Consider the following 11,845-nt stretch of genomic DNA (forward strand, 5'->3'; position numbering starts at 1 on the left):
GCTATAGACGTGCCACTATGTTCATAAGTCCTCTCTTGTAGCGTTACTGCATCCGGGCGTGACCAGTTTGTGTGATCTCCTGCTAACAAGGGTCGTCCCTCTGCTGGTATCTGTTTGATATATAGCTGCATCAATTTCTGCCGCTGCGGTCTACTATCTTGTAGCGCTTCATAAATACTTGACCACTTGCGTCTAAATACTGGTGATAAGGATAAATCTGCTAAGGAATAAACATTGCGAGTCAGCAATATGGCATCTGTTAATTCAAACGTCGCATCTTTAGCTCTACCTAAATATTTGTAAGCTACTTGACGAAACTCTTCAAGTCTGGCATTTTTCATGTTGGCAGGTGAGTAATTGTAGTTCTTTTCTCACTTTCTGCCACAAGGGGGCTGTATTCAATCAGACACCCCTTTTTTTCTTGATCGTTCCCCATCTGATAATGATAATCGAATATGGGGGTGGGAGAGAAACGAGCGACACTCGTTTCTCTCCCACCCTTTTCATGATTATCATTATTGTATTATACTAGAAGCAGATATACTACAAAATTGTTAAAGGTCGCGGATGCTTTGAGGCTGAAAAGATAATATTTTTAATCTCTAATTCCATTTGATTTGCGTTCTCTCATATCGCTTTTAGTCTAAACTCCAGTTCTGAAGCTCCTGTAATTGGCTGATTATTTGCTTATTGTGACTTCCTGATGCACAGATGCGGTAATCGCCTATACTAGGAATAATCGTTCGCTAAGTGACAACTTAAGCGTTACTTTCAGTAATTATTCAAAAGATAAGTCTTTGGAAGCTTCTGAAGACTTATCTTTTTGACCAGGCGAAGAACTATCATCCGAACTTAAAGGTTTGACTGAAGTATTCTGCTTTAAAGTTATCGTCATGTCTGCGTGGAGAAGCTCTAAAAATTTAATATCATTCCCTAGATCCGCAGCCTCATCCTCATCCTATTCTATATCTTTAATTACTTGCAAATGTTCTTGATAAGCATTAATTTGATGTTCAAGGGCTTCTATAATAAACCTTAAATCTTTAAATGATAAATTTATGATAGTTGCCTTCCCAAGAACGAATATTTAGCAATACTTAACTACACGGTTGCTTGAAGAAGGATATCCTCTACTTGTCTAATTTGCTCCCAATCAATTGCTGCAACCCAAAGACTTTCCTCCTCAGAATATTGCACTACGCCATCCACTTCTAATTCTTCGCTATAGAGGGTGAGCAGTTGACCATTTTGCAATTTAATATTTTGGTGGCTCAAATCTTCAATTGTACCAACACAATTCAGACGAAGGCGACTCTGTTTATCAGCATTATGAAAGTCTGCAAAGATTCTAGGAGAACTCATATTTATTACTACACTTAAGATGAATTATTTGATGGGGAGATTTACGCAACTGACTCACTTAGATGAGCTTGTAGGGTGCGTCAGACGAAGTGATGGATTAATCTAACCAGGGTTTGAGGGTCTGACGCACCCTAATCTATGTGCCAGTTGCCTAAATCCCAGATGGGTTAGGAATCGTTGGTATCAGCAGAAGACTTGCTTTTTCTGGTGTTAAGCCAGTGAGAGTTGCATGATTTAAACTTCTGCCAGAAGTACGGATGACATCTCCACCTTCCGAGCGAACTTTAGCCACTGTGGTAACACCCACTTGTCTGTGAGGGATTGCTAATGCTAATTCTGTTACAGACAATTCTACTGCACATTCTACAGAAATTCCCGTGATGCCGCTCGGGTGGGTTCCTATGGCACGTTGAATATCTTCTGGATGATTACGACCACCACGAACTACTAAGGCTTCGTTGGGAATTATCTCCACATTTGTTTTAGCCATTTTAAAATTCCTAGTTTTTATATAAACGCAGGGTTTGGCCATTAGGTTGTGACCTTGCGTTTTGAGTAAAAACATAATTAATTTAATTTATCTAAAAATAATTTCAATTAATTGTTTTTCAGAGTTAAATTTATACATAACACTAAAAACCGTTATCAATATAACAGGGCGGGCCCTAAAGCCCGCCCCATCAAACGATCGATAAATTAGTAATCGAAGTCGCCGCCGCCCATGCCGCCGCCAGCGCCAGCAGCAGCAGCGCCGTCCTTCGGTTCGGGCTTGTCAACGACGATGCACTCGGTTGTCAGCACCATACCAGCAATAGATGCGGCATTTTGCAGAGCAGAACGAGTCACCTTCGCGGGGTCAACGATACCAGCTTCAAACATATCGACAAACTCATTTGTCGCTGCGTTGAAACCGACGTTAAACGGCTTTTCTTTGACGCGCTCAGCAATCACAGCGCCGTTCAAACCTGCATTTTCAGCAATCCGCTTCAGAGGAGCAGCCAGAGCCCGTGCCACAATCAAAGCACCGGTCAATTCTTCGCCCTTCAGGCTGCTGTTAGCCCACTCTTCCAATTGAGGAGTCAGGTGAGCCAAAGTTGTACCGCCGCCAGGAACAATTCCTTCTTCTACAGCAGCTTTGGTAGCGTTGATCGCATCTTCAAGACGCAGTTTGCGATCCTTCATTTCTGTTTCGGTAGCCGCGCCGACTTTGATCACTGCGACGCCACCAGCCAATTTGGCCAAACGTTCTTGCAGCTTTTCTTTGTCGTAGGAAGACTCGGTTTCGTCCATTTGACGGCGAATTTGTTCGCAGCGGGACTTGACGGCGACTTCGTTACCTTCAGCAACAATTGTGGTGCTGTCTTTAGTGATGGTGATGCGGCGGGCTTTGCCGATCATGTCGAGCTTGGTATTTTCCAGTTTCAAACCGGCGTCTTCGGTGATTAGTTGACCGCCGGTCAATACGGCGATATCTTCTAACATGGCTTTGCGTCGATCGCCAAAACCGGGTGCTTTAACAGCAGTCACGTTCAACACACCGCGCAGTTTGTTGACAACGAGGGTAGCTAAAGCTTCTTTCTCAATGTCTTCTGCAATGATCAACAGCGGGCGGCCGGAACGGGCTACTTGTTCGAGCACAGGTACTAAATCTTGTACCAGAGCGATTTTCTTGTCTGTCAGCAAGATGAAGGGTTCTTCTAGAATCGCTTCCATCCGTTCGGTGTCGGTGACGAAGTAGGGAGAAATGTAGCCTTTGTCAAAGCGCATCCCTTCGGTGATTTCCAATTCGGTGGTCATAGACTTCCCTTCTTCCAGGGAAATCACGCCTTCTTTGCCCACCTTGTCCATTGCGTTAGCAATCATTTGACCGACTTCATCGTCGTTACCAGCAGAGATGGAGCCGACTTGAGCGATGGCTTTGGAATCTTCTACTTGTTTGGCGTGTTCGGCAATTTTTTCTACCAAAAACGTGGTTGCTTTGTCAACACCGCGCTTGAGGGCGATCGCATTTGCGCCGGCTGCTACGTTACGCAGGCCTTCTTTGACCATTGCGTGGGCGAGCACGGTAGCAGTGGTGGTACCGTCGCCTGCTGCGTCGTTGGTTTTGGAAGCAGCTTGACGAATTAGAGCAACGCCTGTATTTTCTACGTGGTCTTCTAGTTCGATTTCTTTGGCGATGGTAACGCCGTCATTGACGATCTGAGGAGCTCCGAATTTCTTTTCGAGAACCACGTTACGGCCTTTGGGGCCGAGGGTTACGGCCACTGCTTCGGCCAAAATGTCCATACCGCGTTCGAGGGCGCGACGTGCATTTTCGTTGTAGATGATACGCTTAGCCATAGTTTTTGGGGATGAGAAGGTTTGAGATTTTGGATTGGGGATGATGGATTTTAGTCATTTGTCCCGTGTCATTAGTTGTTTGGCGGCGTTCGCTTTAAACTAATGACTGATGACTAAGGACTGATGACTAATGATTAATTAGTTAACGATCGCCAGAATGTCTTTTTCGGCTAGTAAGACGTATTCGTCGGTGCCGAGTTTGATGTCGGTGCCGGCGTATTTCGAGTAGAGAACTTTGTCGCCGACTTTTACTTCCATTTCAGTGCGGCTGCCGTCGTCGTTGCGCTTGCCGGGGCCCACGGCCGCGACTTCGCCTACTTGGGGCTTTTCTTTCGCTGTGTCGGGCAGAAGAATGCCGCCGGCGGTTTTTTCTTCGCTAGCGCTTACTTTCACGAACACGCGCTCGCCTAACGGTTTAACGGTAGAAACACTCAGTGATACTGCTGCCATAAATAAATCTCCAGATTACAGATCCTAGTCAGTCAGCCGTCAGGGTCGCTATAAAAGCAACAGCCGACTGCTTACAACTGACATATTAGCACTCTCGACTCCTGAGTGCTAATTTAGCTCTAGAAAGGGGCGATCGCAACTTAGTTGTCAGTACGGGTTCCCGAACCGAGAATGAGTGGGAGCCTAGGAGAGGGGTAGGGGGGAGTGGGGGCTGTGGTGATGACTTTTGCTCGCTAACCAATTACTGTTGACAAATGAATAAAATGCTTGAACCTAACGAGGAATATTGCAGCCAAGGCTTGAGCGCTTGCGTCCAAAGCCTTGGCCTCGCTAAAATCGAGCGGCATATTTTTATCTGTGCCGACCAAACCGTGCCCAAGTGCTGCGATCGGCAAACCAGTCTGGAGGCGTGGAATTACTTAAAAAAACGCTTGCAAGAATTGGGGTTGGACAAGCCAAGTGCCGATCGACCAACTTGCGTCTTTCGCACGAAAGCCAATTGCCTGCGAGTGTGCGCGTCTGGCCCGATCGTGGTAGTCTATCCAGACGGAGTGTGGTACCGCGACGTTACTCCCCCCGTCATTGAGAGAATTATTCAGGAACATCTTCTAAACTCAAAGGTCGTTCAAGAATACGCTTTCTTGACTCATCCTTTGCCTGTGCCTCCTGAGGCAGAGCCAAACATTTAAGTATAGCGATGTTAAAGTACAAAGTTATACTGAAATGTTAAGTTTTAGGTTAAAGGTGAGAATTTTAGACCGTTGAGCTCCCAGGCGATCGCACCTGCTACAGAGCAAAAAAACTGTAGTTTAGGTTGTCTTGGTAGTCGGGCTTGGCTTGTCGCTGGTGTTGCTCAAAAGGTACGCCCAAAAAAATCGATCGGAGAAAGTGTGAAATTTTGTGCAAAAGTTTCTCAGTGGCCGACACTAAGCAATTTGCCAAACTACACTAGAAACAGTTAAATACGTAAGTAGGGAGTCTGCTTAAATTTCTCTATATCAGAAGTATCATTTAAAACTGGGGCATCAACCAATTAAACCGATCGAGATTAAATATTTAACTTGGGCTCTCCCAGAGAGTCTCCAATCAATCAAGACCGATAGTGACAACGGGCGATATTCGTCCATTAGACATCTCCAATAACTCTGGTGGGGCAGGCAAAATGCCTGCCATTGACAGGCTTTTGTGAAGATGTACCTTATAGGTTTTGGCTCCGTTCCTAGTCGCAAGACATTCACAAACGGGCGTCGATCGCTGGTTGGGAAGCGGTAACACCCGCCCTGCTTTCCCCTGAGGGCGATCGTTTCACCCGACGGCAGTCCTCCACCCCCAGCCGGGGTGTTGGCGGAGTGACGGAAAAAACACGAGTGAAAACAAGGAAGCGAGCGGGATACTTTAGCGGGAATAAACATGACAAAAGACAATAATTCAGGAGATCAAAAACGGCTGATGCTGGTTGACGACGACCCGAACTTAATCTTGCTAGTCAAGGATTACTTGGAGTTTCGTGGTTACAACGTCATTACAGCAGAAAACGGCAGAGACGCTCTAGAAAAGCTCGAACAAGAAGTCCCCGATTTGATCATATGCGATGTGATGATGCCGGAAATGGACGGGTACACTTTAGTCAAATACATCAGAGAAGACCCGCGCACGAGCTGGATTCCGGTTCTTTTCTTGTCCGCCAAAGGTCAAAGTTCAGACCGAGTAAAAGGCTTGAGCACTGGGGCTGACGTTTATATAGTCAAGCCTTTTGAACCAGAAGAACTGGTAGCCCAAGTAGAATCTTCTCTGAAAGCAGCCTCCCGCTTGATTCGTCACTCAAATCCAGGTATTGAGAGCGGCCCAAAAATTAAGGCGCGCCGCAATGTCGAATTGACTCCCACTGAGTTAAAGGTGGTACAGTTGCTAGCGCAGGGTATGGCAAACCGACAGATCGCAGACGTGATGAATGTCAGCCAGCGGACTATAGAGAGCCACGTCAGCAATATGCTGGGCAAAACAGGTCTGCACAACCGGACAGAGTTAGCTCGCTGGGCCCTTGAAAGCAAAAAGGCTTGAGCTGAGGTACTCTGCTATCAAATCAGGGGAGCAAAAGCCAGTGCTATGCGCTTCGGTATGCCTGCTGGGCGGTACGGCGGTACGGCGGTAGTTTGAAGCCCCATTAACCTGGACAGGGCAGCCGGTATTGAGTTACTGGGCGTCTGGTTTGTGAGGGCCGCTCGATCGAATCCAAGCAGGGTTAAAAGAGCCCTCTGGCGGTAGAGCCTAAAATATGAAATACTGGGGGGATGGAGTTTTCTGAAGTCTAATCTATTGCCTCAGTTAGCTCCATGTTGCTAAAATGTGATATTTAGATTAACTTCTTTCTACAATTATTAGGTCTAAGTTTCTATGACAAACTTAATGAACCGCCTTTCTATTTTTGTGGACGGGAACAATATGTTCTACGCTCAACAAAAGAACGGTTGGTTTTTTGATCCTCGCAGGGTGCTCGAATATTTCAAAACTTCGCAGCCGAATGTCATCTTGATCAATGCTTTCTGGTATACGGGTCTGAAAGACCCGCAAGATCAAAGGGGATTTCGAGATGCCTTGATCAGTCTGGGTTACACGGTTCGCACTAAGATTCTTAAGGAATATTACGATGATGCTTCGGGCAGATATTCTCAAAAGGCTAATTTAGACATTGAGATTGTTGTTGATATGTTTAATACGGTGGATCAGTACGACCAAGTTGTGCTGTTTAGCGGGGATGGGGATTTTGAGCGGGCGATCGAGCTGTTGCGATCTAAAAATACTCATATTACTGTGGTATCAACCGAAGGAATGATTGCTAGAGAGTTACGAAATGCTACAGATAGGTATATAGACCTAAATGAAATTAGGGAACATATCGAGAAAATGGATTATTAGTCATTAGTCATTAGTCATTAGTCATTAGTCATTAGTCAGCAGTCATTAGTCATTAGTCATTAGTCATTAGTCAGCAGTCATTAGTTATGGGTTATGGGTTATTAATTATTAGTTATTGGCGCGAGACACAAAACTGGTGACTGGGGGCTAAAAACCCAGAAAAACGGACAAGTAAAAATCAGGAAAACACTTTTTTAAAGCTATGAAAACTCAACCAAGTCAAGACCGGATTATTATTTTCGATACGACTTTGCGGGACGGAGAACAATCTCCGGGTGCATCTCTGAATGTGGATGAAAAGCTGACGATCGCTCGCCAGTTAGCGAGATTGGGCGTGGATGTGATTGAAGCGGGTTTCCCTTTCACCAGCACGGGAGATTTTGAGGCAGTCCAAAAAATAGCCCGATCGGTTGGCACGGAACATGGGCCGACAATTTGCGGTTTAGCACGGGCGAGAAAGCCGGATATTAAAAGAGCAGCAGAGGCTCTGAAACCAGCCGCCAATGCGCGAATTCATACGTTTCTGGCTACGTCTGATATTCACTTGGAACATAAGTTGAAAAAGACGCGGGCTGAGATTCTGGAAATTGTGCCGGAAATGGTGGCTTACGCTAAGTCTTTTGTGAATGATGTGGAGTTTTCTCCGGAAGATGCTTGCCGATCGGAACCGGAGTTTTTGTATCAGGTTCTGGAACGGGCGATCGCAGCCGGTGCGACTACTGTTAATATTCCCGATACTGTAGGCTACACGACTCCCAGCGAATTTGGGGCTTTGATTCGCGGAATTAAGGAAAATGTGCCGAATATCGATCGCGCAATTATTTCGGTTCACGGTCACAATGATTTAGGATTGGCTGTTGCTAACTTTTTGGAAGCCGTGAAAAATGGCGCCAGACAGTTAGAATGCACGATTAACGGAATTGGCGAACGGGCGGGAAATGCAGCTCTGGAAGAGTTGGTAATGGCCCTTTACGTGCGGCGCCAATATTATAATCCGTTCTTGGGCCGGGCTGCGGATTCTGAGGAACCGCTGACAAATATTGACTCGCGCCAAATTTACAAAACTTCGCGCTTGGTTTCCAATTTGACGGGGATGTTGGTGCAGCCAAATAAGGCGATTGTCGGGGCAAATGCTTTCGCTCACGAGTCGGGAATTCACCAAGACGGGGTGCTGAAAAATAAGCGGACATACGAGATTATGGACGCTGAGTCGATCGGCTTGACGGAAAATCAAATCGTCTTGGGCAAATTATCCGGCCGCCACGCTTTTCACACTCGCTTGAAAGAGTTGGGTTTTGAAATGGCAGACGATGAGCTAAATAAGGCTTTTGTCAAGTTTAAAGATTTGGCAGACAAGAAAAAAGAGATTACTGATTGGGATTTAGAGGCGATCGCCAATAACGAAGTGCACCAAGCACCGGAACTGTTCCGGTTAGAATTGGTGCAGGTTTCCTGCGGCGACAAATCTCGCCCGACAGCAACCGTAACCGTGCGGACTCCGGCGGGCGAAGAATTGACCGATGCTGCGATCGGCACCGGGCCTGTGGATGCGATTTACAGGGCAATTAACCGCGTGGTAAACGTACCCAACGAGTTGATCGAGTTTTCTGTACAATCGGTAACAGCGGGAATTGATGCGATCGGGGAAGTAACAATTCGCTTGCGCCACGAAGGCAAAGTATTTTCCGGTCACTCAGCAAATACCGACATTATCGTAGCGTCCGCAGAAGCATACATCAGCGCTTTAAATCGCCTGTATCAGGCATTGCAGTCTAATCCTGAAAAATCCTCAGAACAGCCAACTCAGATCGGAAATCAAGTTGTTGCAAAAGCACAGCGCTGATAAATTTCTTGTCAGCCATTTTTTTTGAAACAAACCGCAGACGAACGCACATAACAGCAGATATATCTCAATAAATCTGCGTTAATCCGCGTTCATCTGCGGTTTAAAATTAATTTATTTTACCAATAACAAACTCTTGAAAAATGCAAGACGAAACTTTAAAAAAAGAGCGGCAATTCCACGATGCTTGGGCATCCACAATCGATATAGACGGCATTCGAGTCAATGATTACTTTGAAGCTTGTACCGCCCCAGAAAATAGATTTATCGTCCAGCAAATGGGCGATATTACAGGCAAACGCCTCTTAGATTTAGGCTGCGGCGCTGGAGAAAATAGCGTTTATTTTGCTAAAAAAGGTGCAAACTGTGTGGCGGCCGACTATTCTCAGGGCATGGTAGAAGTTGCTCTGAAATTGGCCCATAAAAACGGCGTCAAAATAGAGGGCTGCACTGTAAATGCAATGGCGATGGATTTCCCGGACAATAGTTTTGATATTGTTTATGCTTCTAATTTGTTGCACCATTTACCGGAACCAGAAAAGGCAATTCGCGAAATGCACCGCGTCCTAAAGCCTGGGGGAAAAGCTTGTTTTTGGGACCCGATGAAGCACAATCCCGTGATTAATGTTTACCGCAGGATGGCTACTGAGGTGCGGACGGAGGATGAAACTCCTTTGGATATTAATATTGTAAATTTTGTCCAGTCTTTGTTTTCGGAGACGGCTTATGATACGTTTTGGCTGACATCGCTTTGGGTTTTTTTGCGCTTTTATTTGATAGAAAAAGTGCATCCAAATGAGGAGCGTTATTGGAAAAAGATTATCATTGAACAAGATAGATTGAAACCGGAATACTCTCGGTTAGAAGAGTTGGATGGATTTTTGAAAAAGTTGCCTTTGATGAAGCGCTTGGCTTGGAATTTGGCTGTGGTGGCAACGAAGTAATTAAAAGAAGTACAATAAGTCAAAACATTTAATTAAGAGGGTAATTATGCCAGAAACTATTACGGCTATCTACGAAAACGGGGTTTTTCGTCCCTTGATCCCTTTGTTATTGAATGATGGGGAAACTGTGCAAATCACAATTGTAGCGGAAGTTTCGCCGGAAGAACTTAAGGGCGATCGCGAAAAGGCGATTAAGTTGATGGATGTACGAGGATTGGTGCGTTTGCCAAAGAAACAGGGTAAGCTCGATCCTGTTGAATTAGCACGACGTGAAGAGAAATGGCGCGAATTGTTTGAAGAACTGAAGGGAAGACCGGGGACACCTGTCTCTGAAATAGTTATAGAGGATCGCGGCCCGTGGTAAATACTTATTTTCTAGATACCAGTGCTTTGGTCAAAGGTTACGTGCCTGAAACAGGGAGTAATTGGATTCAATCGATTACTGATGTGGCTGCAAATAACGATTTAACTATTAGCCAGATTACATGGGTGGAGTTACACAGCGCCTTGTCGCGTCGTCAGCGGGAGGGGAGTATGTCTGCTGGTGAACTTGACATAATTTTGCAAAAGTTTCGCAATGAATTCGATACCAAGTATCGAATCATTGAAGTTGACCAAGCGTTGATTGAAAGTGCCGGTCAATTGGTTGTGCAATACCCTTGGCGCGCTTATGATGCTGTGCAGTTGGCGTCTGGTTTGTACGTTAAATCTCTGCTCATGTCAATGCCAGAAACTCAACTAATTTTTGTTTCGGCGGACAACAGATTGCTGGATATTGCTCAGTCGGAAGGGTTGACGACAGATAATCCTAATAATTATCCGTAATCAAGCTGTTGATAGTGAGGAATGCAAGTCCTCATAAAAATTAGAGGACTAAAGTCATCACTAGAAACTACTTTTAGTGCGATCGTTATTTATAAGATTTCTTTCAAAGTTTTAACCAATATTTGATTTTGTTCCTCCGTACCTACACTAATCCGCAATTTGTCTTCTAATCGCGGCTGATTGAAGTATCGAATCAATATTCCCCGTACTTTCAGTGTTTGATAAATTCTTTCTGCATCGCCGTTTGGTGGCCTAACTAACAAAAAGTTGGTTTGCGAGGGCCAAACGTCAAAGCCTAATTCCTTGAAGCTAACGGCTAGTTTTGCTCGCGAAGCCTTAATCTTTTCGGCGTTGGCTGTTTTGTGGTCTCGATCGGCGATCGCAGCCGCCCCCACTGCATAGGCTAAAGCATCCACATTATAGCTGTCTTTGATTTTATTTAATTCTGCCAGCAGCGCCGGATTTGCTATGCCAAAACCCAGCCTCAATCCTGCCAGGGAATAACCTTTTGAAAGCGTCCTCAAAATAATAACATTACTGTACTTTTTTGTCAAGTTCAAAGCATTGTCTTCGGCGAAATCTACATAAGCTTCGTCGATCACAAGAATGCCCGATAACTCTTTAGCCAGTTTCTCCAAATCTGCAACAGATATGGCTGTTCCCGATGGACTGTTTGGCGAAGCTACAAATGTCACAGCACCTCGGGCTGCTATTAGCAAATCGACTGGTAACTTGTAGTCGTCGGGATAAGGAACTTCAACAAATTCTGCATCTTGAATTTCTGCCAAAGTGCGGTACAATACATAGGTTGGCGCGGGACAAACAATCTGTTTCCCTGATTCGCCCACAGCGCGAACTATCAAGTTTAATAAATCGTCGCTGCCGTTACCTACAACAATCCAATCGTCAGCAACTCCAAAAACTTTACTAGCAGCAATGCGGAAACTTTTGCCAGTTGGATCTGGATAGCGCCGCAGCATTTCTCCGTCTATTTCCTGAAGCACTTTTAAGGCTTTGGGAGAAGGCGGATAGGGATTTTCATTAGAATTTAGTTTAATAATTTTTGTGCCTAGCGGTGGCTGTTCTCCCGGCACATAGCCAGACATTTCGTGGATGCTTTTGCGAAAGTAATTCATCTATTATCTGCGTTTATCTGCGTTTATCT

13 protein-coding genes are annotated in these 11,845 nt (G+C 45.2%); 7 read left to right on the top strand and 6 right to left on the bottom strand.

The genetic code is table 11. The features are described from left to right. The 5 genes from E5S67_RS01230 to groES all read right to left on the bottom strand — a co-directional run. The coding region (locus E5S67_RS01230; RefSeq protein WP_172184671.1) for a hypothetical protein at window positions 1-341 on the bottom strand (341 nt) is incomplete at its 3' end. A 760-nt stretch (window positions 342-1,101) separates the two neighbouring features. After that, a complete protein-coding gene (locus tag E5S67_RS01235) occupies window positions 1,102-1,362 on the bottom strand; it encodes a hypothetical protein (RefSeq protein ID WP_172184673.1) in 261 nt (86 codons plus the stop codon). A 151-nt stretch (window positions 1,363-1,513) separates the two neighbouring features. Continuing rightward, on the bottom strand, window positions 1,514-1,852 hold the full coding sequence (locus E5S67_RS01240; RefSeq protein WP_216670123.1) for a flavoredoxin: 339 nt from the start codon (window positions 1,850-1,852) through the stop codon (window positions 1,514-1,516). Window positions 1,853-2,058: 206 nt separating this feature from the next. After that, window positions 2,059-3,702: a chaperonin GroEL gene (groL, locus tag E5S67_RS01245; protein ID WP_172184675.1), complete on the bottom strand. Its 1,644-nt coding sequence runs from the start codon at window positions 3,700-3,702 to the stop codon at window positions 2,059-2,061. A gap of 138 nt (window positions 3,703-3,840) precedes the next feature. Next, complete coding sequence (gene groES / locus E5S67_RS01250; RefSeq protein ID WP_006633072.1) at window positions 3,841-4,152, bottom strand: co-chaperone GroES; 312 nt, start codon at window positions 4,150-4,152, stop codon at window positions 3,841-3,843. Between the two features lie 263 nt (window positions 4,153-4,415). On the opposite strand from groES, the gene E5S67_RS01255 reads away from it, so the two are divergent. The 7 genes from E5S67_RS01255 (at window position 4,416) to E5S67_RS01285 (ending at window position 10,680) form a co-directional block, all read left to right on the top strand. Beyond that, a complete protein-coding gene (locus E5S67_RS01255) occupies window positions 4,416-4,841 on the top strand; it encodes a (2Fe-2S) ferredoxin domain-containing protein (RefSeq protein ID WP_172184677.1) in 426 nt (141 codons plus the stop codon). Window positions 4,842-5,562: 721 nt separating this feature from the next. After that, window positions 5,563-6,213 carry a response regulator transcription factor gene (locus tag E5S67_RS01260; protein WP_172184679.1) on the top strand — a complete coding sequence of 217 codons (651 nt, stop codon included), beginning with the start codon at window positions 5,563-5,565 and terminating at the stop codon, window positions 6,211-6,213. Window positions 6,214-6,546: 333 nt separating this feature from the next. Then, window positions 6,547-7,068: a LabA-like NYN domain-containing protein gene (locus E5S67_RS01265; protein ID WP_006633075.1), complete on the top strand. Its 522-nt coding sequence runs from the start codon at window positions 6,547-6,549 to the stop codon at window positions 7,066-7,068. Window positions 7,069-7,270: 202 nt separating this feature from the next. Beyond that, entirely contained in the window at window positions 7,271-8,911 is a 1,641-nt protein-coding gene (locus E5S67_RS01270) for a 2-isopropylmalate synthase (RefSeq protein WP_172184681.1), read from the top strand. A gap of 143 nt (window positions 8,912-9,054) precedes the next feature. Then, window positions 9,055-9,855 carry a class I SAM-dependent methyltransferase gene (locus E5S67_RS01275; protein ID WP_172184683.1) on the top strand — a complete coding sequence of 267 codons (801 nt, stop codon included), beginning with the start codon at window positions 9,055-9,057 and terminating at the stop codon, window positions 9,853-9,855. A 46-nt stretch (window positions 9,856-9,901) separates the two neighbouring features. Further along, entirely contained in the window at window positions 9,902-10,219 is a 318-nt protein-coding gene (locus E5S67_RS01280; protein ID WP_172184685.1) for an antitoxin family protein, read from the top strand. Continuing rightward, window positions 10,213-10,680, top strand: coding sequence for a PIN domain-containing protein (locus tag E5S67_RS01285; protein ID WP_172184687.1), 468 nt, complete (start codon window positions 10,213-10,215; stop codon window positions 10,678-10,680). Before E5S67_RS01280 ends, E5S67_RS01285 begins: the two co-directional genes overlap by 7 nt. Before the next feature lie 89 nt (window positions 10,681-10,769). Here the strand turns inward: E5S67_RS01285 and hisC are convergent, their stop codons facing one another. Then, the gene (gene hisC / locus E5S67_RS01290; protein ID WP_172184689.1) at window positions 10,770-11,816 is read right to left on the bottom strand and encodes a histidinol-phosphate transaminase; all 1,047 of its coding nucleotides are present in this window, start codon (window positions 11,814-11,816) and stop codon (window positions 10,770-10,772) included. Between the last annotated feature and the right edge of the window lie 29 nt (window positions 11,817-11,845).

It is taken from the genome of Microcoleus asticus IPMA8, assembly GCF_013179805.1.
Taxonomy (GTDB): Bacteria; Cyanobacteriota; Cyanobacteriia; order Cyanobacteriales; family Microcoleaceae; genus Microcoleus; species Microcoleus asticus.